The 23,352-nt window shown below is 38.1% G+C and carries 25 protein-coding genes and 1 riboswitch; of the genes, 6 read left to right on the forward strand and 19 right to left on the reverse strand.

Annotated features, from left to right (window positions below):
• Positions 1-46 precede the first annotated feature (46 nt).
• The 12 genes from MHI02_RS17470 to MHI02_RS17525 form a co-directional block, all read right to left on the reverse strand.
• Positions 47-358 (reverse strand): type II toxin-antitoxin system RelE/ParE family toxin, encoded by a 312-nt coding sequence (locus MHI02_RS17470; RefSeq protein ID WP_047186713.1) that lies wholly within the window; start codon positions 356-358, stop codon positions 47-49.
• Positions 339-614 carry a type II toxin-antitoxin system Phd/YefM family antitoxin gene (locus tag MHI02_RS17475; protein ID WP_060668171.1) on the reverse strand — a complete coding sequence of 92 codons (276 nt, stop codon included), beginning with the start codon at positions 612-614 and terminating at the stop codon, positions 339-341. Before MHI02_RS17475 ends, MHI02_RS17470 begins: the two co-directional genes overlap by 20 nt.
• Before the next feature lie 140 nt (positions 615-754).
• Positions 755-1,384 carry a uracil phosphoribosyltransferase gene (gene upp, locus MHI02_RS17480; RefSeq protein WP_047186711.1) on the reverse strand — a complete coding sequence of 210 codons (630 nt, stop codon included), beginning with the start codon at positions 1,382-1,384 and terminating at the stop codon, positions 755-757.
• Between the two features lie 292 nt (positions 1,385-1,676).
• The gene (glyA, locus tag MHI02_RS17485) at positions 1,677-2,915 is read right to left on the reverse strand and encodes a serine hydroxymethyltransferase (protein ID WP_047186710.1); all 1,239 of its coding nucleotides are present in this window, start codon (positions 2,913-2,915) and stop codon (positions 1,677-1,679) included.
• 172 nt (positions 2,916-3,087) lie between these two features.
• Positions 3,088-3,639 carry a TIGR01440 family protein gene (locus MHI02_RS17490; RefSeq protein ID WP_216883598.1) on the reverse strand — a complete coding sequence of 184 codons (552 nt, stop codon included), beginning with the start codon at positions 3,637-3,639 and terminating at the stop codon, positions 3,088-3,090.
• Between the two features lie 103 nt (positions 3,640-3,742).
• On the reverse strand, positions 3,743-5,044 hold the full coding sequence (locus MHI02_RS17495) for a methyl-accepting chemotaxis protein (RefSeq protein WP_341166173.1): 1,302 nt from the start codon (positions 5,042-5,044) through the stop codon (positions 3,743-3,745).
• Positions 5,045-5,059: 15 nt separating this feature from the next.
• Positions 5,060-5,662 carry a low molecular weight protein arginine phosphatase gene (locus tag MHI02_RS17500; protein ID WP_047186708.1) on the reverse strand — a complete coding sequence of 201 codons (603 nt, stop codon included), beginning with the start codon at positions 5,660-5,662 and terminating at the stop codon, positions 5,060-5,062.
• 258 nt (positions 5,663-5,920) lie between these two features.
• Positions 5,921-6,475 (reverse strand): manganese efflux pump MntP, encoded by a 555-nt coding sequence (locus MHI02_RS17505; protein WP_257457491.1) that lies wholly within the window; start codon positions 6,473-6,475, stop codon positions 5,921-5,923.
• Between the two features lie 87 nt (positions 6,476-6,562).
• Entirely contained in the window at positions 6,563-7,594 is a 1,032-nt protein-coding gene (locus MHI02_RS17510) for an L-threonylcarbamoyladenylate synthase (protein ID WP_204797992.1), read from the reverse strand.
• A 280-nt stretch (positions 7,595-7,874) separates the two neighbouring features.
• Positions 7,875-8,279, reverse strand: a complete 405-nt coding sequence (locus MHI02_RS17515; protein WP_341166174.1) for a hypothetical protein — start codon at positions 8,277-8,279, stop codon at positions 7,875-7,877.
• A gap of 75 nt (positions 8,280-8,354) precedes the next feature.
• Positions 8,355-8,969 carry a stage II sporulation protein R gene (gene spoIIR, locus MHI02_RS17520; protein ID WP_047186703.1) on the reverse strand — a complete coding sequence of 205 codons (615 nt, stop codon included), beginning with the start codon at positions 8,967-8,969 and terminating at the stop codon, positions 8,355-8,357.
• 116 nt (positions 8,970-9,085) lie between these two features.
• The gene (locus tag MHI02_RS17525) at positions 9,086-10,405 is read right to left on the reverse strand and encodes an N-acetylmuramoyl-L-alanine amidase (RefSeq protein WP_052771794.1); all 1,320 of its coding nucleotides are present in this window, start codon (positions 10,403-10,405) and stop codon (positions 9,086-9,088) included.
• Positions 10,406-10,569: 164 nt separating this feature from the next.
• Positions 10,570-10,682, forward strand: a riboswitch (TPP riboswitch).
• Positions 10,683-10,801: 119 nt separating this feature from the next.
• On the opposite strand from MHI02_RS17525, the gene thiW reads away from it, so the two are divergent.
• From thiW to thiE, 5 genes are all read left to right on the forward strand, one after another.
• A complete protein-coding gene (gene thiW / locus MHI02_RS17530; protein ID WP_047186702.1) occupies positions 10,802-11,287 on the forward strand; it encodes an energy coupling factor transporter S component ThiW in 486 nt (161 codons plus the stop codon).
• Between the two features lie 251 nt (positions 11,288-11,538).
• The gene (gene tenA, locus MHI02_RS17535; RefSeq protein ID WP_047186701.1) at positions 11,539-12,219 is read left to right on the forward strand and encodes a thiaminase II; all 681 of its coding nucleotides are present in this window, start codon (positions 11,539-11,541) and stop codon (positions 12,217-12,219) included.
• Complete coding sequence (gene thiD / locus MHI02_RS17540; RefSeq protein ID WP_047186700.1) at positions 12,219-13,025, forward strand: bifunctional hydroxymethylpyrimidine kinase/phosphomethylpyrimidine kinase; 807 nt, start codon at positions 12,219-12,221, stop codon at positions 13,023-13,025. The genes tenA and thiD overlap by 1 nt, the downstream gene beginning before the upstream one ends.
• A complete protein-coding gene (thiM, locus tag MHI02_RS17545) occupies positions 13,022-13,795 on the forward strand; it encodes a hydroxyethylthiazole kinase (protein WP_341166175.1) in 774 nt (257 codons plus the stop codon). Before thiD ends, thiM begins: the two co-directional genes overlap by 4 nt.
• Positions 13,796-13,800: 5 nt before the next feature.
• Positions 13,801-14,424 (forward strand): thiamine phosphate synthase, encoded by a 624-nt coding sequence (thiE, locus tag MHI02_RS17550; protein ID WP_047186698.1) that lies wholly within the window; start codon positions 13,801-13,803, stop codon positions 14,422-14,424.
• A 46-nt stretch (positions 14,425-14,470) separates the two neighbouring features.
• Here thiE and prmC read toward each other — a convergent pair whose 3' ends face one another.
• The 7 genes from prmC to MHI02_RS17585 form a co-directional block, all read right to left on the reverse strand.
• On the reverse strand, positions 14,471-15,313 hold the full coding sequence (prmC, locus tag MHI02_RS17555) for a peptide chain release factor N(5)-glutamine methyltransferase (protein WP_257457497.1): 843 nt from the start codon (positions 15,311-15,313) through the stop codon (positions 14,471-14,473).
• A gap of 1 nt (position 15,314) precedes the next feature.
• Positions 15,315-16,385 carry a peptide chain release factor 1 gene (prfA, locus tag MHI02_RS17560; protein ID WP_047186696.1) on the reverse strand — a complete coding sequence of 357 codons (1,071 nt, stop codon included), beginning with the start codon at positions 16,383-16,385 and terminating at the stop codon, positions 15,315-15,317.
• Positions 16,386-17,101: 716 nt separating this feature from the next.
• Positions 17,102-17,785, reverse strand: coding sequence for a zf-HC2 domain-containing protein (locus tag MHI02_RS17565; RefSeq protein WP_060668183.1), 684 nt, complete (start codon positions 17,783-17,785; stop codon positions 17,102-17,104).
• On the reverse strand, positions 17,775-18,272 hold the full coding sequence (locus MHI02_RS17570) for an RNA polymerase sigma factor (RefSeq protein ID WP_060668184.1): 498 nt from the start codon (positions 18,270-18,272) through the stop codon (positions 17,775-17,777). The genes MHI02_RS17565 and MHI02_RS17570 overlap by 11 nt, the downstream gene beginning before the upstream one ends.
• 252 nt (positions 18,273-18,524) lie before the next feature.
• A complete protein-coding gene (larA, locus tag MHI02_RS17575) occupies positions 18,525-19,787 on the reverse strand; it encodes a nickel-dependent lactate racemase (RefSeq protein ID WP_341166176.1) in 1,263 nt (420 codons plus the stop codon).
• 70 nt (positions 19,788-19,857) lie between these two features.
• Positions 19,858-20,967, reverse strand: a complete 1,110-nt coding sequence (locus MHI02_RS17580) for a 2-keto-3-deoxygluconate permease (RefSeq protein WP_204797985.1) — start codon at positions 20,965-20,967, stop codon at positions 19,858-19,860.
• Positions 20,958-22,118, reverse strand: coding sequence for a glycerate kinase (locus MHI02_RS17585; RefSeq protein WP_341166177.1), 1,161 nt, complete (start codon positions 22,116-22,118; stop codon positions 20,958-20,960). The genes MHI02_RS17580 and MHI02_RS17585 overlap by 10 nt, the downstream gene beginning before the upstream one ends.
• Positions 22,119-22,264: 146 nt before the next feature.
• Here MHI02_RS17585 and MHI02_RS17590 point away from each other — a divergent pair, with 146 nt between their 5' ends.
• The gene (locus MHI02_RS17590; protein ID WP_341166178.1) at positions 22,265-23,350 is read left to right on the forward strand and encodes a CdaR family transcriptional regulator; all 1,086 of its coding nucleotides are present in this window, start codon (positions 22,265-22,267) and stop codon (positions 23,348-23,350) included.
• Positions 23,351-23,352 lie beyond the last annotated feature (2 nt).

Below are 23,352 nucleotides of genomic sequence, written 5' to 3' on the forward strand. Positions count from 1 at the left end.
GGGAATTATGCAGTGAATGTGGATGTTTATAGTGGATTTTGTTTGTTTAGTTTGAGGTGAAGATACTAATATAATCTTGAGATGCATGTAATACACGATATACATATACCTTATTATCAAAAATCCTATAGAATGCCAAATATGGTTTTATAACTAACATTCTAAATTGGTAAGTACTTAGTTCAAGCCCCCTTACCTCTGCACCCAATTCAGGGAAGTGAGAAAGTTGCTCCAACGAACTAAAAATCTTATTTAACATCTCATACGCAGCCTGAGAGTTATGAAGCAAAATATAATCAAATATAGCATCTAAATCTCTATTCGCCTCAAGCGATAGCTCAACTTTGTAACTTTTCATCTATCTTTTCCTTTATTCTATTTTTGGCAATGTGAAGTGGTATGGATGGTTCTCCAGATAAACGTTGGTCCTCCGCAATTAATAATTTTTCCTTTAATTCAATTATGGCTTTTCTTTTCTCAAACGCGTCTACACTCATTAACACAAGGTCTTCTTCTCCATTGTCTGTAATGTATATTGGTTCAGCCTTTTGATGAGCTAATTCTGAAATTTGTTTGTAATTTTCTTTAAGATTAGCTGAAGATCTAATATGCATTTTATTACCCCCAACTTTTTTGGTTTAGTATTGTTTTAATTATATAACCCTATACACTATATTGCAATGTTTACTAAACAGTCTGAATATATCGGCTACAGAAAAAGCTGCTACTTACATAACAGCTTTTTTCATGTTTTTTATTTTGTTCCGAACAACCTATCTCCTGCGTCACCAAGTCCTGGCACGATATAACCGTGATCATCAAGTCCTTCATCTAATGCTGCTAAGTAAATATCTACATCCGGATGCTCTTTCTTAATCACTTCTACACCTTCAGGGGCTGCTACTATGCACATAAGACGAATATTTTTTGCTCCGCGTTTTTTCAATGAGTGGATAGCATCGTTTGCTGAACCACCTGTGGCAAGCATTGGATCAATTACAATTAGTTCACGTTCTTCAATATCAGAAGGCAATTTAATGTAATACTCTACAGGTTGCAATGTTTCTGGGTCGCGATACAGCCCAACATGTCCTACTTTTGCCGCTGGGATTAGTTTACGCATTCCATCAACCATTCCTAATCCTGCACGTAAAATGGGGACAAGTCCAATCTTTTTCCCAGCTAGTATCTTCGCTTTTGCATTCATAACTGGTGTGTCTACATCTACTTCTTCTAATGGTAGGTCTCTTGTAATTTCAAAAGCCATTAACATTGCAACTTCATCAACAAGCTCTCTAAATTCCTTTGTACCAGTGTTTTTATTTCGAATATACGTTAATTTATGTTGAATTAATGGATGATCCAAAACGAATACATTGCCCATACTTTCCGTTCACTCCTTCAATTTTCATTCTATCAAATTGTACTTAAAAAATGATAGGGATTCAAGCTTTGCGGAATAATGTCGAAAAGAGTATTTTTTCAGTATTTTTTCTAAGGTTAATTAGGTTCGCTAGCTTGAATTGGTATTCACACTTCAAATATCAGCAATCACACTACTCTTATCAGCGGTTCCCGCACTCGATATCAGTAATTTCACTACACACCGGCATCCCATAAGTATATAACCAAAAAAAGATGCTCCCCAACATGTTAAGGAACATCTTTCAAATCAATTATTTTTCGTACAATGGAAAATTAGCTGTTATAGCATTCACACGTTCTCTCGCTTCATTTAATACAGCTTCATCTTCATGATTTTTCAATGTTTTCGCAATAATAGCTGCTACTTCTTTCATTTCTTCTTCGCCGAATCCACGAGAAGTAACTGCAGCAGTACCCATACGAACACCACTAGTTACGAACGGACTGTTTGTGTCAAATGGGATCGTATTTTTATTTGTTGTAATTCCAATTTCATCAAGAATGTGTTCCGCTTCTTTTCCTGTAAGCCCAAGTGGAGTCACATCAACTAATAATAAATGGTTGTCGGTTCCACCTGAAACAATACGTAATCCTTCTTCGATAAATGCATCACTGAACGCTTTAGCATTTTTAATTATTTGTCCAGCATATTCCTTGAATTCATCTGATAAAGCCTCTTTAAAGCATACCGCTTTCGCCGCAATGATATGCATTAATGGTCCACCTTGAATACCAGGGAAAATGGATTTATCAATCATTTTTGCATATTTTTCTTTACATAAAATCATACCGCCACGTGGTCCGCGTAATGTTTTATGAGTTGTTGTCGTTACGAAATCAGCATATGGTACTGGGTTGGGATGAAGATCTGCTGCAACTAATCCAGCAATGTGTGCCATATCCACCATTAAATATGCTCCAACTTCATCTGCAATTTCGCGGAACTTTTTAAAATCAATGATACGAGAATATGCACTTGCACCAGCAATGATTAATTTCGGTTTCACTTCTTTTGCTTTTTCTAAAAGCGCATCGTAATCAATTTGTTCTGTTTCTTTGTCTACACCGTATTCCTCAAAATTGTAAAGTTTTCCACTAAAATTAACAGGGCTTCCATGTGTTAAGTGACCACCATGGTTTAAATTCATACCTAGAACTGTATCACCTGGTTCCAAAACAGCGAAGTATACACCCATATTTGCTTGCGAACCTGAATGTGGTTGCACGTTAGCATGTTCAGCACCGAATAATTTTTTGGCTCTGTCACGTGCGATGTCTTCTGCAACGTCTACGAATTCACAACCACCATAATATCTTTTTCCTGGGTAACCTTCCGCGTATTTATTCGTTAAAACTGTACCCATCGCTTCCATTACAGCTTCCGATACAAAGTTTTCTGATGCAATTAGTTCAATTTTATCTTTTTGACGTTGCCCTTCATCTTTAATCGCTTGATATAATTCCGGATCGTGCTTGATTACCTGGTCCATTTCTTTAGCCTCCTAGTGAGATTTTTTCCATCATTCACTTTTTTAAAAATTATGTTTCTATTGTAACGTGTATTGTTCGATTTTTAAATAGTAATTTTATAATATAGACAATGACGATTCATCCATTTCATAAAAATCCGCACATTAACCACGAAAAAACAGTATTTCCTTTTTATTTTACTCTTGTATTCTCATAATTTGCCCGGATTCCACCAATTAATTTTGGTCTTGAATATGCTGCCGTAACCCTCGCTTCACCAATAAAGCGTTGTTTTAAACGTAATGGAACCGCAACATGTTTCAGATGCATTCCAATCATCGTTTCCCCAATATCGATTCCCGTATTTGCTGTAATTTGTTCGACAACGACAGGATCATCCATATGTTTAAAGGCAAATGCAGCCATAGAGCCACCTGCTTTTGGTACTGGGACAACAGCAACTTCTTCCAAATTAGAGGCTTGTAATGTTTTCCGTTCTACCACAAGGGCACGATTTAAATGCTCACAACATTGAAAGGCCAACGAAACTCCGGTTTTTTCCTTCAACTCCTTCATTCCTGTAAAAATAGCACTTGCTATTTCCTCACTACCAGAAGTTCCTATATGTTTCCCAGCAACTTCACTCGTTGAACAACCAATGACAAAGATATCTCCATCATGAAGATGTCCACTCTCTACCCATTCCTGAACAATTTCACTTATATTTTGTTGAATGTTTTGAATGTCATTCCCCACATCGTTCACCTCTCCACTATTTTAAAATTCATTTTATAATGAGGCTGTCCCAAGGTCTAGCCTTGAAACAGCCTCATTTTTACCGGACTTTTTAAACATCCTCTTTCACTTGAAATTGATGTATTTGTTGATTTAATTGTTGCGCATGCACTTCTATATTATAAGACAATTGTTCTACTTTATCTATTATAGCAGATTGTTCTTGTACGGCAGCATTAACTTCTTCTGCTCCTGCCGAAGTTTCTTCGGCAATCGCCGCAACTTCTTGTGATTGTCTAACTGTATTTTGGATTAGCTGTAATTGATTATCTACTAATCCCGATATGTTACCAATTTCCTCCGCAACGTCATTAACGGATTCTTCCATTTGACAAATCGCTTCATTGGTCTTTTTCCCATTATTTGATTCTTTCTTCGCAACTTCAACATTCCCATTGATCTTATTTACAACAAGTTGAACATCACGTTGAATAGAAGAAATTAAGCTAGAAATATTTTCTACCGCCTTCGCACTTTCGTCTGCCAACTTGCGAATTTCCTCTGCAACAACTGAAAAGCCCCGACCATGCTCGCCAGCCCTAGCCGCTTCAATCGATGCATTTAGTGCAAGCAGATTTGTCTGCCCAGCGATTTCTCCAACCATAGAAACAATAGATTCTACTTGTTTTGCATTTCGCTGCAAATGTTCAACATCTTTTAATGAAGCAACTTGTTCAGTTGCCAGTAGATTAATCCCATCTACTAATTGGTGAAAAACAAGTTTACTTTCCTTTAATGTTTGTAGCATTGTAATTGATTTTTCTTTAGATTGTTTAGCCTTATCTTGAACCTTCGCAGCCAAATCCGTAGCCATTTCCACAGACTCTGCCGTACTTTGAATCGCCCCAGCTGATTGCTCCGCTCCACTAGAAATCTCATCTATAGCCGTACTAATTGCTTGAGAATGCTCAGTGGATTGATTGGAGGTCTCTTTCATTAGTAATACCGCTTCGTTTGTATATTGAAAGTTTTTATTAATATCAAGAACGATTTGGTTTAGATTTTTAAGCATCGTATTCACAGAAACACTTAGATCCCTGATTTCATCATCTGAGCTTGGAATGGGAACTTCCTGATTTAAATTTCCGTTCGCTGCCTCTGAGGCGATTTCTGACAACTTTTCCAATGGTTTTGTAATAAGAAAGGCTGCAAAAAAGGCTAAAAGACCAGACCAAAATACTCCACCAAATAAGGTGAGAATGGTATACCAATGCAACGGTATCTGTATATACATTCGTACATAGTCATATAAAATATAAATGAAAAAGGCACTTGTTCCATACGTAATCATAGCTAATATCGTAATGAATAAAACCAATTTCAAGCGTAAACTAAAGCGATACTTTCTCCTCATAAGTTGCTCCCCCGATTATTGTTTTATCTTCTGAATTAGTAGGTCAATATATTGATCTAGTTCCTTTAAAGTATTTTGGTAAATGGTCAAACTTCCACCGAACGGATCCGATATATCGTAATTAATTAAGCTAGCTTCCAAGCTGCGAATCGTTGCAATATCTTCTTGTAATAGTTGATCCGTTAAAATTTCTAATTCATACTCTGGTAGTTTGCTATTTTGCTGTTTGATTTGCAAACGTTTCTCTTCTAAGACCGCATACGCCTTTTTCAATTCATCCCACACTCTTTTATCGGAATCAAGTACAAATTCCTTTAGCGTATAATACTTTTCTTGTTGATTTGGAAAATCCATAATCAAAGATTGTTTATGCTGTGAGGTCATTGTTAACACAACATCCGCCCATGTTAACAATGGTATTGTCACTGGTTGAGACTTATGATCTATATCAATATTATGTTCTTTTAATACTTGAACTGTCTTATCATTTGCTCGCTGATTATAACCCGCAAAGATGCCTGCTGATTGCACCTCGACTTCTGGCAGTTTATTTTTTAATAGGGCTTCTGCCATCGGACTACGACATGTATTTCCCGTACATACAAATAAAATTTTCATAATGGTACCTCCATTTTGTTCTCCTTTTCACAATCTCATAATTCAAATATATCACATTCTAATCCAACATTGTTCAAATTTTTGTCAAAAACCTAACTAAAGGCGCTTTCAAAAAAAGGATAAAAAGAACCGAGCTCGGACACGGGCGATAGTAATAGATTTTCCATTATTTCCTATTGAAAAAACATCGAATGTCATTTTTACGAGACCTTTTGAACCCCTCTAAAGAGAAAAGGACCCTTGCCTTAACAAGAATCCTTAACCTATTAATAAATTCAGACCAAACCCACATAAAATACTTCCACCAAGTATTTCACTATATATTCCCAAAAATCCGTGCACTTTTCGTCCTAAAAGGAGCCCAATCCAGGTAAGTAACATACTTATAACACCAAAAGTGATGATAACAATCGCAGTTTTGGCACCGTACATTCCTAAACCTAAACCAACTGAAAAACTATCCAAGCTCACGGTAAAAGCAATTGCTAATAACCCAAATCCTTTAGGGTCTAACATTTGCTTAGAGTCATGAATAAAGGCATTAATGATCATCTGAATCCCAATTCCTAGTAACAACACACCCCCAGCTAGTACTGCAAAGTTTCCAATCGCACCAGATATAAATTTTCCTAAAATAATTCCGATGAATGGCATCATGATGTGGAATACTCCAATTGCTAGTCCGACTAAAGCAATTCGTTTTAGTCGCAACTTTTGCATTCCCAATCCAAGACTTACCGAGAAAGCATCCATTCCTAAAGCAAATGCCATAAAAAGAAAGGAAATTATTTCTTCTATGTAGGATCCAGTCATAAATTAACCCCCTAGATCATGCTTGTAAACTATATGCATGTCCTAGGGGGAATATGAGTGGATGGTATATGAAGTTATATTCTCTTATCAAATTCCTTCTACTATATATTCTGTTGCTGCCTTTTGTAATCGATTCATGACCGCCTGACCAACCCCTGAATCGGAAAAAGCTTCACAAATGATAAGGTCAACATCACCCTGTTTATATTTACGTAATCCATCATATAGATGAGTAGCAATTTCATGGATGTTATCCCCAAGTGGATAGCTATCTTCAACTTCAAGTTTTGCAGATGTTTGTGAACTAGCGAGCACTCCTATTTTTTTCCCTTTTTCACGCTCATCATTAATTAACTGTTGAATTTTTTCCACAGATCCTTTGACTAACCACATAGGTACTTCTGGGGAATAGTGGCGATACTTCATTCCCGGTGCTTTTGGCTTTTCGTTTTTATTCGCAAGGGATGGGTCCACTATTACCGTTCCGACTACTTCTTCTAATTGCTCTTTCGTCACTCCACCTGGTCTAAGGATAATGGGGATAACTTGTGTACAGTCGAGGACAGTAGATTCTACCCCTACACCAGTCGCACCGCCATCTAATAATCCGGATATTTTACCTTGCAAATCTTCCCATACGTGATCCGCTAATGTCGGACTAGGTTTTCCCGAAACATTGGCACTAGGTGCTGCAATTGGGATATCACATGTTTTCAATAACTCCCTAGCAACAGGGTGATCCGGAATTCGAACTCCTACTGTGGATAATCCTGCCGTGACATTTTCCGCACATGTCCCATTTGTTGGTAAAATATATGTTATTGGACCTGGTGAAAAAAGATCCATTAACTTTTCAGCATATGGTGGAATATTATCCACAAGTCTTTTTAATTGTTCCTTTGTCGCAACATGTGCAATTAGTGGATTATCCTGTGGACGGCCTTTCGCTGTAAAAATCTTTGCTACCGCATTTTCGTTCGTCGCATCCGCACCAAGACCATATACGGTTTCAGTAGGGAAAGCCACTGTTTCACCCGATCTTAGTAGCGCCGCAGCCTCCTCTATTGCATCCTTATCCATTGACTCGTTTATCGTTACATTCCATCGTTTTGTTTCCATATCACTAGTTCCCTCTTTTCTCTATTTCTATATTTTAGAGGAATGAGGGAAAATAATAAAGCACGAAGAAATTATCCACAAGGGCTTTCCCATCATTTAAACTCTTTTCACTTACATTTGTCGTTTTATACACATATATGTCGAATTGCCAACAGTTTTCTAACAAGTTATGCACAAGAGCTTGTGGATTGTGTGCATATGTTTTTAAAATTTTCCATACAATTCGGTCCGTTCTTCCTATAAAGTTGACTTCCATCAGTGGACAACCCCATCTTCATTATTAAGAAACGTTATATGTCCACCAACTTCCTTTTTTAAGTGGATATTTGTCCACAAAACTCGCATCTTTTTGTGGATGGAATTGCAGCGCTTCCAATAATATATCCACAACTGGTTGATGACTGTGTACATAAACACTTTTTGCTTTCAAAGACTTTGCGATTGTTAAAATAGATTCCAGTAATACTGGTAATTTATTTGCTTCGGTTCTTGTAATATATAATTGTTTTAACCAATAAGCATCTTTTTCATCCATTTCATCTAAAATAAAACAACCTTCAATTTTGGAATTAATTTTTACCACGAATCCCTTTTCCACTAAACTATTCCTATCTAGATTTTCATTCCGCTTAAAAAAGTGCTCTAACATCACATCTGAAACTTCATTTGCCGGTATAATATGCATGTTCGTCACCCCTTCTATTAAATGTAATAGATTGATTCTTTCTGTTTCTATCATCCTATGCACGAAATAGAGGAACTATGACCATCCTAACCATTCAAATAAGAAAAATTTTACTTCCTTTTCTTCTTCTTCCTGCTCTTCTTCTAATTCCAATTCTTCTGCCTCTTCTGCATCCGCTGCAGACACACTCGTTCCAAATGAGAAGTCTAGGAAGCATAGCGGTGGAAATAATACGCACCACCAGTTATCCCCTTTCCCTTCTCCAATGGTAATTAAAATTGCTTCATATTTTCCCGCAGGATATAAGTAAGAATCATAGAGTTTTGTTGGGAATTCTACATTTTTGCCATATTCAACCGTGAATTCATTTTCAAATCCTTCTTCTTCTATTACGTTGGCTACAATTTCTTCCACTTCCGGCAATCTATTTTGAATTAATTGACGTGCTTCTTCAATATCTGTCATATATTCAACCCAGCTAGATACTTCTTTGTTTACTTCATCCCTAACTTTACGTTTTAATTCTTGATCCTTATCGTCATCACTATTTGCTAAAATACGAAGACGAATCGCTTCATCTGGAATCACTTGATACTCCTGATCTATTCCTTTCCCTTGACTAGTACCTGTGTTTGGAAAAGTAAAAAATAATATAATAAATATAAATGCGGTAAATAATAATTTTTTCATCTTTATTTTCCTCCCCTGTTCTCTTAATTCTATTATGGACAGGAGGGAAGTATTTTAAACTAGTAATCTACTAATTTAATTAGAATTTTTTTATAATCTGTTGCCAATTACAAAACCTAATTAAAATAGTCTTCCAATCCAGCGACAATCCCCTTGGCAGCTTTTTCTTGGTACTTACCTGTTTGGACAAGCTTCCGTTCTTCAGAGTTACTGATAAAACCAAGTTCAAGCAATATAGCCAATTGGTTGTTATCTTTTAACACTTTAAAATCAGCGTGTTTCGTTCCACGATCATGGAGCTTTACATCATTGATCAGTGCTTTATGAACGGTATCGGCAAGCTTCTGATTCTCACCCCCACCATAATAAAAGGTATGGATTCCACGTACAGATTGGTCTTCAAATGCATTATAGTGAAGACTAACAAATACATCCGTATTAGTGGAGTTACTAATTTGTACCCGTTCCTCCAATGGAATAAATGTATCATCCGACCTGGTTAATGTAACGGAAGCTCCTTTATTATGTAATTGTTCTTCAACTTTTTTCGCCGTATAAAGTGTTAATGTTTTTTCATATACCTCTGTTCGAACCGCACCGGTATCTTTCCCACCGTGACCTGGGTCAATAACAAAATGATAACCAGACAAAGTCTTGCCGTCACTTTGCTTCCTTTGAGCTTCTTGGTTTTCCTCCTGTTCCCTCGTTTCAACAACAGATTCTTCTTTTTCATCACGTTCTTCATCCAATTCTTCATCCTCATATGGTGGGACTAGTTCTCCTTCTAACTCTTCTCTTTCGGTAACTTCTGTTGTTTGTTGCAGATCAGCTTCTTCACTTACCTCTGACATCGTGAACTCTGTAGATTTGTTTTTTTCATCTAGGAATTCTAATGCCATCCATGCTTCTTTTCCATTATAAAATGTTCTTCCCCAACCAGATGATTCTTGAAAAATAGTAACTTCTGTTCCCATGTTTAATTCAATAATAATCGTTGAATTTTTATCAGGGGAGGTGCGTAATCTTAAGGCAGGTACTTTCACTTCGTACAATTTTCCACTCTCTACAGAATCACTGGACGCCGTATCTTTTTCCAAAGGTGCAGCCGTTTGGTTTTGCGATTCTTTTGCTTCCGGCTGTTCAACATCTTTCTCTTCTACCTGTGTCTCATTCACCGCTTCAAGTTGATGTAATGCGACCCATGCTTGTTCTCCATTATAAAATGTACTCCCCCAACCATATGATTCCTGAAAAATAGTAACTTCTGTACCGTTTTTTAGTTCAGCTAGAACAGTTCCATTTTGGTCTGGTGCATTCCGTAACTCTACTATTTCTGAATTAACTTTGTATAACTGTCCACTATCCGCGTGAACTGTTGGTATAAAAATAAATAGACAAACAAGAAAACCAATGCCTATTAAAATGTTTTTTTTCATATAAAGTCCTCCGATTAATAGTTTGCTATACTAAAAGTTTTGTCAATAAATTCTACTGGTATACATTCCAAACAGGGGAAATTGGTAATCTTCTAGATTAAATCTAGTGACAACAATAACTTTCTTTGTTAAGGTTAGTTTGTAAGTGCTTCATTTTATATAAAATTTACTACTAGGGGAGCCCAAAAGGTGTGGGCTGAGAGGGAAGCAAGCACTTCCCGACTCTTATGGACCTGATCTGGATAATACCAGCGGAGGGAAGTAGTCGGACGTTTCCATTTTCATTTGTCCACCTATTTCAGCTTATCAAGCCAGGTTCAATAAGAATCTGGCTTTTTTGGTGGGTAAAAATGGATATACGCTTTTACTACCTCTAGTAATCTAGGGAGGAATGGGATGAATCGAACACGTTTATTAACTACGATGGCTGTGCTTATTGCAATGGGGACACTTACATCTCAACTTGTCTGGTTTCCGGCAGGCATTGCGAGAGCATATCCTGTCCAGCACGCCATTAATATTGTCGCAGCTGTGACACTTGGACCGGGACCAGCAGTGATTATTGCTTTTATGATTAGTCTGCTTCGTAATCTACTTGGCCTTGGAACATTATTAGCTTTTCCCGGAAGCATGATTGGTGCATTTTTGGCAGCTTACTTTTACAGAATGTCAGGAAAACATGCATTAGCCGCTCTTGGAGAAAGTATTGGTAGCGGATTTATCGGCGCACTCTTCGCTGTGCCATTTGCCTATATCTTTATGGGAAATTCGGTTGGTGCTCTAGCGTTTGTACCGCCATTTATTGTAAGCAGTACAACCGGAGCGATCATCGGTATGTTTATCGTATCACGAATGAAGATTAAAAATATCATACGGATTTGACTATGAACTACTAAGGTACGAATGCTGATATTTGGTACACAAACTAACGGATAATTGAGCTCATTTAATGGATTCACGCTCATGATTAACGAATTAACGTGCTCAATTAACGGATTAACTGACACGATTACTGAATTTAAGTGAGCGACTAACGAATTCACTCGCACGATTAACGAATTAATGCACACGATCCACAAACGGACACGAGCTAAAATTTTTTTCTGCATAACAAAAACAAGGAGGCTTTTTCAATGACTTTCACAGACGAATTAAGAAAAGAAAACGACGATATTTATCAACTTATTTTTAATCACCCTTTTGTTCAAGGGATAGGAAAAGGGGAACTTCCTAAACAAGCGGTTGAACATTATATTAAAGCTGATTTTGAATTTTTAAATGCATTTGTACAGGTGTATAGTATTGCACTCTCTAAATCTACAAACCGTGAGGATATGGCATATTTTCATGAGCAAATTCAGTTTACTCTCTATGATGAAGTCCAGCCACATCTAAACTTCTCAGATTATATAGGAGTTCGTTTTGAAGATCTCCAAGGTCACCCACTCCCACCATCAGGCGATCATTATATTAAGCATATGCTCTACCATGCTAATATGGGGAGTTTAGGTGAAACCTTAAGTGCATTATTGCCTTGTCCTTGGACATATTTGGAAATTGGACAGGAATTAATAAAAAAATATCAGCCGACAAAGGACCATCCTTTCTATAAATGGATTCACTTTTACGCAGAATCCGGTCACGAGACAGAGCAAATGCGGAAACGATTAGACGCTTTTGCTGCTAATGCTTCCATGGAAGAGAAGTTACGGATGAAGGATGCCTTTCGTAAAAGCTGTCAACTTGAATTAGCATTTTGGGAAATGGCTTATACATGTGAGGAATGGCCTAGTAAGAAGGCGGTGACACAGTAATGGAAAAAGTTGCAACAGCGCTCACAATCGCTGGAACAGACCCTAGTGGTGGAGCTGGAATCCAGGCAGATTTAAAAACATTCCAAGAAGTGCAAAGCTACGGTATGTCTGTCATCACATCTGTCGTAGCCCAAAATACAACAGGAGTCCAAGCAATTCACCACGTACCATTAGAAATGATTAAACAACAACTAGATGCTGTTATTTCGGATATACCAATCCTTGCATTTAAGACAGGAATGATTGCAAACATAGATATGATGAAAGTAATTGCGGAAAAGATCCCACAAATCCGTGCCCCATATGTAATGGATCCCGTTATGGTTGCAACAAGTGGAGATGCCTTAATTGAAGCGGAGGCTCGTGACTTTTTACGTGAGCGCCTTTTACCTTTCACATCGCTTGTAACACCGAATATTCCAGAAGCGGAATTTTTGACTGGGGAAAAGATTGGATCAATGGATGATATGAAGCAGGCTGCCGTAGTATTAGTGGAGAGGTTTGGTGCCGGGGCCGCTTTAATCAAAGGTGGGCATATGGAGGGAGAAGCAACAGATTTTCTCTACGATGGTTCAAGCCTTCACACATTTTCATCGGAGAGAATTGACACAAAGAATACGCACGGAACGGGGTGTACGTATTCAGCTGCGATTACTGCCTATTTAAGTCAGGGTTTAAATTTATATGAAGCGGTAAAGGCTGGAAAGCATTTTGTCACAGCAGCAATTGCCGACTCCTTTACCTTAGGTTCCGGTCATGGGCCAACGAATCACTGGGCAATTAGAAAGGAGAAAGTGAAACAATGAATCCTGCTATCATTCAAGATGTTCGAGAAAACACGCCGCTTATTCATCATTTAACAAATCAGGTTGTCATGAATTTTACTGCGAATGGCCTATTAGCATTTGGCGGAGCACCTATCATGGCAAAATCTGAAATAGAAGCATATGACATGGCTCAAGCTTCAGATGGGGTTCTCATCAATATTGGAACGATTACAGAAACGGAAGTAAAAGCAATGATCCTCGCTGGTAAAGCCGCGAATGAAAAAGGAATCCCAGTCGTGCTTGATCCGGTTGGTGTTGCCGCAACAGCTTTTCGAACAGACATTGTGAAGCAAATCTTAGCCGAAGTACAGCCAACGGTGATTAAAGGAAATGCGGGAGAACTTGCCAATCTTGCTCACATTCCTTGGCAATCAAAAGGGGTTGAATCAATCGGTGATGGAAATACGGAGGAGATTGCGCAAAAGGTTGCTGAGATGTATCGCACAGCCGCTATTGTTACAGGAAAGATTGATACCATCTGTAATGGGAATCAAATCATTCAAAATGAAACAGGGCATGCATTTTTAACGAAAGTAACAGGTGCTGGTTGTTTACTCGGTTCCATCATCACAGCTTGTCTAACAACAAATCATCCGACTCTAGAACAAGCATTAACAGCCGTACAATTTTATGGATTAGCAGCGGAATACGCTGCTTCTCGTCCGGATGTTCATGGTCCTGGAACCTTCTTACCAAATTTTATCGATGCTCTTTCATTAGAACCGGAAGACCTAGAAAGGAGAGCATAAATAAAATGCCAGATTCCATCAAGAAAAGTTTACGGAAATATTTTATCATGGGCAGTCAGAATTGCACGAGAAATCCAGTTGAAATACTAGAAGCAGCAGTTGAAGCTGGGATTACCGCCTTTCAATTTCGTGAAAAAGGAGAAGGATCTCTAAAAGGCGAAGCTAAAATTGAGTTAGGTAAACAGTTACAAGCTGTTTGCCATAAAGCGGGGATTCCGTTTATCGTCAATGACGATGTAGAGCTTGTAGACTTGTTGGATGCGGATGGGATTCATGTTGGACAAGATGATCAATCTGCCCAGGATTTAAGAAGGGTTTTTCCTAATAAATGGATTGGCCTTTCCGTCTCTAATGCAAATGAACTTGAAAACAGTCCGCTTGCTTATGTAGACTACATAGGCGCGGGGCCTATTTTTCACACATCAACCAAAACAGACGCTAAAGCCGCTGTTGGGTTGAAGTGGATTTCCACATTAAGAAGAGAGTTTCCAAGTCTTCCAATCGTCGGAATTGGTGGAATTACAACAGAAAACGCCGCTTCTGTCATGGAGGCAGGGGCTGACGGTGTGTCCATTATTACCGCGATTACAAGAGCAGAAAATATAGAACGGGCAGTTAAATTATTATAATGTAGAGGGTGGCAAACCTAACTTGGTTTGCCACCCCTTTTTTCATTTATAGGCACGCAGATACGATACGATCTTTTCCGTTGATGTCTTGTATGGTTTGTATCTTACTTTCAGGAAAGTTTGTTTGAATTAATTGATGTACAGCAGTACTCTGTGCATGCCCTATCTCAAAAACCATCCTTTTCAGATTAGGAATTTGCCTAGCTTGTTCAATGATGGTTCGATAAGCTGCAAGTCCTTCCTCTTCAGCAAATAATGCTAGGGATGGGTCAAAGTTTTTTACCGTATCCGCTAATAGTTTTTCTTCCGACTTCGCTATATAAGGTGGGTTTGATACAAGTATATCTATATGGATGTCCCCCTTCAAAAATGGCTGTAAAAAGTCCCCTTTTAAAAAGTTTACCTCCGCGTGTAATGTTTCTGCATTTCTTTTCGCTACTTCTAAAGCCTGCTCTGAAATATCCGATGCATAAACGGTTGTTTGAGGCAATTCTAATTTTAAAGTGGTTGCAATAATTCCACTTCCCGTTCCAATATCAGCAATCGTTAAAGGTTCGTTTTTCACTTTATTAATAACATGCTCGACAAGCTCTTCGGTTTCCGGTCTTGGGATCAGCACATGTTCGTTCACTGCAAATTTTCGTCCATAAAACCACTCATACCCGATTATATGTTGGACCGGAATTCCAGTTTTTGCATGCCTTTGGACATCCATTTTTATTCGTTTTATCTTTTCTTCTGGAATTTCATCCTGCATCATCATGAAATATTGACTTCTTGATATATTTAAATGATGTTGAATTAATATTTCCGCAACCCTTGGTTCTCGATTATGGTTTTCTAAAAAAAGAGAAGCCCAATTTTGGACTTCATATAATTTTTCACTCATCTTATTCACCAATTTGCTCTAACTTTTTCGCCTGTTCTTCTACTTGCAATGCATCCACAAATTCGTCTAATTTTCCTTCTAAAATTTGGTCCAATTTTTGAATCGTTAATCCGATTCGGTGATCGGTTACACGGTTTTGTGGAAAATTATACGTACGAATACGTTCCGAACGGTCTCCCGTACCAACTGCTGATTTTCTCGTTTCATCATATTCAGCTTGGGCTTCTTGCTGGAACTTATCGTAGATTCTCGCACGTAACACCTTCATTGCCTTTTCTTTGTTCTTGATTTGGGATTTTTCATCCTGAATCGAAACAACAATACCTGTTGGAATATGTGTTAAACGAACGGCTGACATCGTGGTGTTAACACTTTGCCCACCGGGACCACTAGATGCAAAGGTATCCACACGAATATCTTTATCATGCACTTCCACCTCTACCTCTTCAGCCTCCGGTAACACCGCAACTGTTGCTGTTGACGTATGAATTCTACCACCAGATTCTGTTTCAGGAACACGCTGAACACGGTGTGCACCGTTTTCGAATTTCAATTTGGAATATGCACCATTTCCGTTAACCATAAAGATAATTTCTTTATATCCACCAACACCTGTTGTGTGCGCCTCCATTACCTCTATCTTCCAACCTTGATTCTCCGCATAGCGAGAATACATACGATAAAGATCACCGGCAAATAATGCAGCTTCATCCCCACCTGCAGCACCACGAATTTCTATGAATACGTTCTTGTCGTCATTCGGGTCTTTAGGTAGAAGTAAGATTTTCATTTTTTCTTCTAACTCTTCTTTTGCAGTAGAAAGCTCTTGGATTTCTTCCTTTGTCATTTCATACATCTCATCATCCAAGTCTTCTTCTAGCATTTCTTTTGCATCTTTTAATTGTTTATCGATATCTTTATACTCACGGTATGCTTGAACAACATCCGACAAATCCGACTGTTCCTTCGAATATTCACGAAGCTTCTTTGTATCATTCACGATTTCTGGATCGCTAAGAAGTTCATTTAACTTATTATAACGATCTTCTAATGTCTGTAAACGATCAATCATCACGTACACCTCTTTCTGATTACCAGTAATATTATATTATACACAGTGGGTTGGGGTCAAAGTATTTTGGAAAGTGATTGAGCGTTTGGTTCAGCTGTGATAGCCTGTCCCACGATTGCGTTCCTTCGTTTCTCCTGCTGAGTCTATAAAAGCCAAGATAAGCGTGTACACTTTCGACTATATAAGAATGTACAATTGGGAGGGGTAAGTGAATGATCCGGGAAAAACCAAAGGAAATGGGCACTCATCGATGGGATGAGTGACCGAAGTCGGAAATAACCAAAGAAAAAGGGCACTCATGGATGGGATGAGTGACCGAAGTCGGAAATAACCAAAGGTAAAGGGCACTCATCGATGGGATGAGTGACCGAAGTCGGAAATAACCAAAGAAAAAGGGCACTCATCGATGGGATGAGTGACCGAAGTCGGAAATAACCAAAGGTAAAGGGCACTCATCGATGGGATGAGTGACCGAAGTCAGAAATAACCAAAGGTAATGGGCACTCATCGATGGGATGAGTGACCGAAGTCGGAAATAACCAAAGGTAAAGGGCACTCATCGATGGGATGAGTGACCGAAGTCGGAAAAAGCCAAAGGTAATGGGCACTCATGGATGGGATGAGTGACCGAAGTCGGAAATAACCAAAGAAAAAGGGCACTCATCGATGGGATGAGTGGCCGAATGAGTCTTTCATGATAGCCTAACCTTCATTATTTAATGATTACTCCCTGCATGGTACAAATCCTTTAATCGTATTTCTTGTGTACTGTCTTTATATTGAATGGTTATTTTGTCTTCATCTGTTAGTTTCTTTTCCTTACCATTGGGCAGTAATAATGTGTTTTCATCTAAGAAAGTATACGTAATGTCGGTTCCGCCTTGTTGGGCAATTGCCAATTCAGAGTGGATATTCCAGTTTTTATCCGCAAAGATATTCCAGTTTTCATAAATAATAATAAAGTCGATATAATCCTGATTCTCTTGTTGTTCCATAGCTAAAAGATAACGGTTGTCCTTTTTTGATTTAAAGTTTAACGTAGCTATATTATTTTGTTGTTGAACGGTTGTTTGTACATTATTTTCATCCGCTATCCACATGTGGACAAATAGAAAATAATAACCAATGGATATCATAAGAAAAAGCGCTAGTAGTGATCCTGCAACGGTGAAGATCTTTTTCCTATTTTTGGATCGTATCTTTTTAAAATAATCGATATTCCTCTTCTGATCTTTTTGTTCATTGGTACGTTCTATCAGAAAGTCTTCCTGCATTCCCTTTACATACTCGCGACAATCGTCACATTGCTCCATATGTTTTTGCATTTGTCTATTGGTCTCTTCACTCGTTAGGTTCTCCATATAGCTCGGTACTAAATCTTTAAAAACGTCATGGTTCATAACTCGTATCATCCTTTCGTATTTGTTGTTTGGCACGATAAAATGTTACTCGTGCCCAGTTTTCTGTTTCTCCGAAAATGGAGCCAATTTCCTTAAAAGATAAATCACCTAATAACCTGAGATAAAGTATTTCACGTTTTGTTTCACTAAGCTGGTGTGCCTTTTTAAAAAAGTTAATTTTGTCTTCATTTCTAAAATATTCTTCTTCAAGATTATAAAATAAAGTACTTTCATCGCTCAGTGAGTTCACAAGCTGGTGCTTTTTCTTTGTACGATTAACTTCTTGCAGCCAAACATTTTTTGCGATGGCACATAACCACGTGGAAAATTTCGCCTTTCCATTATCATGAAAGTTATCAATGGACTTAATTGCTTGATAAAACGTCTCTTGCGTTAATTCCTCGGCAGCATGTTCATCATTTGTCAGGGTTAATAAATATCTAAAAATAAAGTCCGCATAATCCTGATATATATTGTCTTTATCCACAAGTTACCTCCTTTCGTATGTAGGATAATTATCAGTTGATTACCAACAAGCTTCTAAAAAAGTCTAATCAGCTATATATCCCAAAATGTGTTAATTCGTTACAAAATTTTTCTGCCACGCTTTGAAACAAGGAGCTCTATCTCCCTACACAAACCAAAAAAGAGGGCTATTATCCGCCCTCTTTTCCTTAAGCTTAAACTACCATATTCGATTCATCCAGTCCTTTTTCATACTACCCGTTTGATATATTGTCTACTCTTCCACATAAGGAATCGTTAATGGACCAAGCGGAAGGACGGCAACTGTCATATCTTCTCCATACGTTTCTTTTAACAGTTCCAATGTTTTTTCAATATTATGTGTTGGCTTAAGCATGGCACCTTTAACCTGTTCATCCGTTAATTTGGAATAAACATAAACATCAGCCCATGTTTGAATAACTGCTTGCTTCTGAACTTGCCATTGATCCATCATCTTAAATTTTGGATCGTTAATCATGTCTAATAATTCATGCGGGCTATTGGCCATTCCGAAAATCTTAGAGAAATTACCATGATCCGGGAGTCCATCCGAACATTCCGAAGCAACAATAATCGAGCCGCCTTTTTTCACAATCTTATGCGCTGCACTCATCCCTTTTACCGCTTGATACAGGTTTTGATCAAGTGGGTAACCAGAATTTGACGTAATAACGACATCAAATCTCTCCTCACATCGATACATAGCGTGTTCTTTTGCGAATTCACAACCAACATTATGTGCCTCATAAAGCTCACCAGCAAAGACATTTGTAATTTCCTTTTCCCGGTTAAGCGTAACATTTAACATAAAGTCCGGCTTACACATACCATTAATTTCACGTGTCATATCCTGAACTGGATTATTCTCCATATTTCCCCAAGTTGCTAAGGGATCTCCTATCATTCTAGCATTGTGGAATGTCATGATTGTTTCTAATCCCGCGATTCCTGGCATGATTCCTTTAGGCCCACCGGAAAAACCAGCAAAGAAGTGTGGTTCAATGAATCCTGTTACAATTTTAAAATCCGATTCCACATAATTTTTATTTAAATAAACATCACAACCGAATCTACTTTCTCCAACTTTGACAAGTGTATCCTTATCGTGGCAGTTATTATTTACGATTCGAATATTGTCAACGATCCATTCCCCAAGCATTTGGATAAATTCTTCTCGTGTTTGTTCTCGATGTGTCCCAGTTCCATTGATGATGACGAAGTTCTCCAACGGTACATGATCTAATTCCTCTATTAATAAGGGTACTAATATATGATTTGGAGTAGGTCTTGTAATGTCACTAATAACTATCGACACCGTATCTGTTGATTGTACCGATTCCTTTAAAGCTGCTGTCCCTATCGGATTTCTTAATGCCTTGCGTATCGCTTCTTTTTCATCATCTAATTTCTTTAGATTTTTCGGTTCAATTTCTAAAGATTGATCAGGTAAATCTAGTATAAGCCCTTCTCTTCCATATAATAATTCTTTTTTCATTTATATCCCTACCTTGTTGTCATTCTATATCTAGTATACTACAGCGCTTACAAATTGGATTGTAAGATAATTACGCTGTTTCCTTATTCTTTTGTTTTAATCCAAGGTCCTCTCTAGTTGGATCCAACCCTTTCTTTTTATGATATCTACCCATAATAATGACAGCCAGCGGACAAAGGAGTGCTGTAGTAATGGTTGAAATAGAGATCTGTGCTGTGGCAATTGGTACAATCGCTTGAATTGCCTCAAACTCTGCAGCGGTCATTGCACCTGTACTGACTGCAACTGATGCAGAAGCTGCTACCGCTGCTGGTGTTGCTGCAGCATTTCCTGCCGTTGACGCTTCCGCAATAGGCGCTATATAACTTCTTTCACCAAATAATCTAAACGCAAGAATTCCCATTCCACCAGTTACAAAAAAGGTAAGTGCTGATAGAACTAATCCCCCAACAAGTACTTCGGGATTAAAGAAATTAGCCAGATTCATTCCAGCACCCAGGGAAAATGCAAAAAATGGGATAAGAAGGTTTTCACCTGGCGCCAGGAATTCACGAATCTTTGGATCAAGGTTACCTAACAGCATTCCAATACCAATTGGTAATAACACAGAAAGAAATGCTACCATTGGGAAAGATGTCCCTAAAATTCCTAAACCAACTAACGTTAAGAAAGGTCCATCATTTATCGCAAGTAGGGATAACCCTCCTACATCCGAACGATTACCGTATTGGCCGGTAAGTGCCGCATACATTCCACTATTACTATTTGTCATCCCCGCAATGAGTGCAAGTGTTGATAGCCCAAATATTCCATTCATGGGATCAGAGAAATATCCGAATACCATTCCGATTACTAAACCAGATAAATATTTTGTTGTTGTTACGATTGCACCCTTTTTCAAAGCCCTTTGTCCCATTTTTAGGTTCATTTGACTTCCAACACAAAATAGAAAAAGTGCGATAAGAACTAAAGCACTATCTTTAAAAAGTTCTTGGGAAAACCCACCAATTCGTAAAAACTCATAATATCCTTCTTCAGTCTGTGGTGCCCCGAGCCATTTTAGAACATTCATCACTGCAGATAAATGCATTTGGTCAATCGTGTTTAATGTTGCACCCAATAAAAGTGGCACGACCATTAATCCACCCGGAACTTTTTCAATCGCAGCTTTTATTTGCATAGAAATGACCTCCCCTTCGTTGCTAGATAGAAATAGGAACGAATAACTTGTTCGGAACTGTAAGCAAGTAACTCCGCAGCATGATTCATGGATTCCTCTAAAGTCATTGGTTCTTTAGCAATACTATTGATACTAACAATTCCATAATCATAAAGAACATCGATTCCTTCCCCCACCGAACCTGCTACAATAATGGTTGGAACGTTTTTCTTCATGGCTGCCTTTGCAACTCCTAATGGGGTTTTTCCCGAAGCGGTTTGAAAGTCTACCTTTCCCTCTCCAGTAATCACTACATCAGCATTTTCTAAAGCTTTATCTAGCTGGCAATATTCCAAAACTACTTCAATACCTGGCCTCATCTTTGCCGGAAAGAAGGCTAGAAATGCTCCTCCTATCCCCCCAGCAGCACCTGCACCGGGCAGGTTATGAAGGTGAATTCCCGTTGCCTTTTCAATTTCATCCGCCCAATGGCTAAGGTTATCGTCTAGGATCTTCACTTCATTCGGTTTGGCACCTTTCTGTGGCCCAAAGACATGGGAGGCTCCATTTGGTCCTATGAAAGGATTTTGTACATCGGATGCGATTAAAAAGGAGCAATCTGGGATTCGCCTATCCAATGTCTGTAAATCGATAGAGTGAACCTTTCCCAGCTCACCTCCACCAAATCCGATCTCATTCCCATCTCGATCTAAAACCTTCAATCCAAGTGCTTGAAGCATACCCATTCCACCATCATTTGTCGCAGATCCTCCAACAGCAAGAATAAAAGATCTATACCCATTATCTAATGCGTCCTTAATGAGTTGCCCTGTTCCATACGTTGTCGCCCGCAAAGGAGATAGTTTTTCTTTAGGTACTAAATCTAGCCCTGATGCAGTTGCCATCTCAATCACACAAGTTTTATGATCCCCAAGTACTCCATACTCTGCTTTCAATTTCTCACCCAAAGGACCAATTACGATTGTCTTTTTTGTTATACCATTTGTTGCCGCTACCAAAGTACTCATCGTCCCCTCGCCACCATCCGCAACAGGAACTAATGTCGTCTCCGCATTTGGGTAAGCTTTTTTCACTCCTTGATTGATAGCACTTGCCACATCGATAGCGTTTAGGCTTCCTTTAAAAGAATCTGGCGCAATGACAACTTTCATTAACCTCACCTCATCGTAAGTAGACGTTTTCCATACCTTTATTATAAAAATCTTGACGAAAATAATCCATCGTTATAACATACGAAATAGTAAGAATAGTTGTAATAGATTTTGTTTATTTTGCCAATTGTAAAGGATGCGTCGATATGTTAACAAGAGAAATGGCAGAAACCATTGTTCAAGAGGCTTCCCTAAGAGTAGATCGAAATGTCAATATCATGAACAGAAACGGAAAGATTATCGCCAGCTGTGACCCATCGAGGCTAAATCAAATACATGCAGGCGCATTAGAAGTTATAAAAGATGGTAGAACAATAATTATTTACCCAGAAGATAAATTATCAGGGGCTAAACCTGGGATAAATCTGCCTATTGTTTTTCAAGAGAAGATAATCGGGGTTATCGGAATAACTGGGGATCCAAAGGAAATTAGTGAAATTGGTGAACTCGTTAAAATGATGACTGAATTGATGATTAACCAAAAGTACATCGCATCACAGTCAGAATGGAAACAAACAACAAAAGATATGCTTCTAGAGCAATTATTAAAGAAAGAACTATCTTATCATGATATAGATCGTTTAATTGGTAAACTAGATTTTGAATTCATTCCTACATTCGTAACAGTCATCATTCAAATAGAAGAGCGTTCCTCTATTGTATCCAATAAAACCCTTATAGAAAGTTTAGAAAATGCATGCCATCCTAAAAGGGGATTCATTGGAGTTATTCATGTCAATAAGTTATGTATTGCATTTACAAACATAAGTGAAGCAGAGATCGATAAAAAAATTCTTACTGTTTATCAGGTATTAAAAGGTTTACATATTCAATTTCGTTTGTCCTATAGCTTACCCTTTGATAAATTAAAAGATTTCAGGGAGTCCTATTTAGATTGTGATTTGGCCTTGAAAGTTAGCGATCGTAATAAGGAAATCGTATCCTATGCTCAATTAGAAACAAAGGTATTAATTCACCGACTGAACCAGCAATTATCTAAGAGGTTTGCCAAGCGTATTTTGGAAAAAGTGAACGAGGAAAACATAAAAACCTTGAAGGCATTTCTCAATCATAACCTTCATATTCAAAAAACAGCCGAAGAATTATTTATCCATCGAAATACGTTAATCTATCGACTTAACAAGATTAGTGAACAAACAGGTTTAGATCCCAGGAAATTTGAGGATGCTTTGTCCTTACAAATTGCAATATGGATTTATGAGCAACTTTAATT

It is taken from the genome of Oceanobacillus sp. FSL K6-0118 (assembly GCF_038006665.1).
Lineage (GTDB): Bacteria > Bacillota > Bacilli > Bacillales > Amphibacillaceae > Oceanobacillus > Oceanobacillus caeni.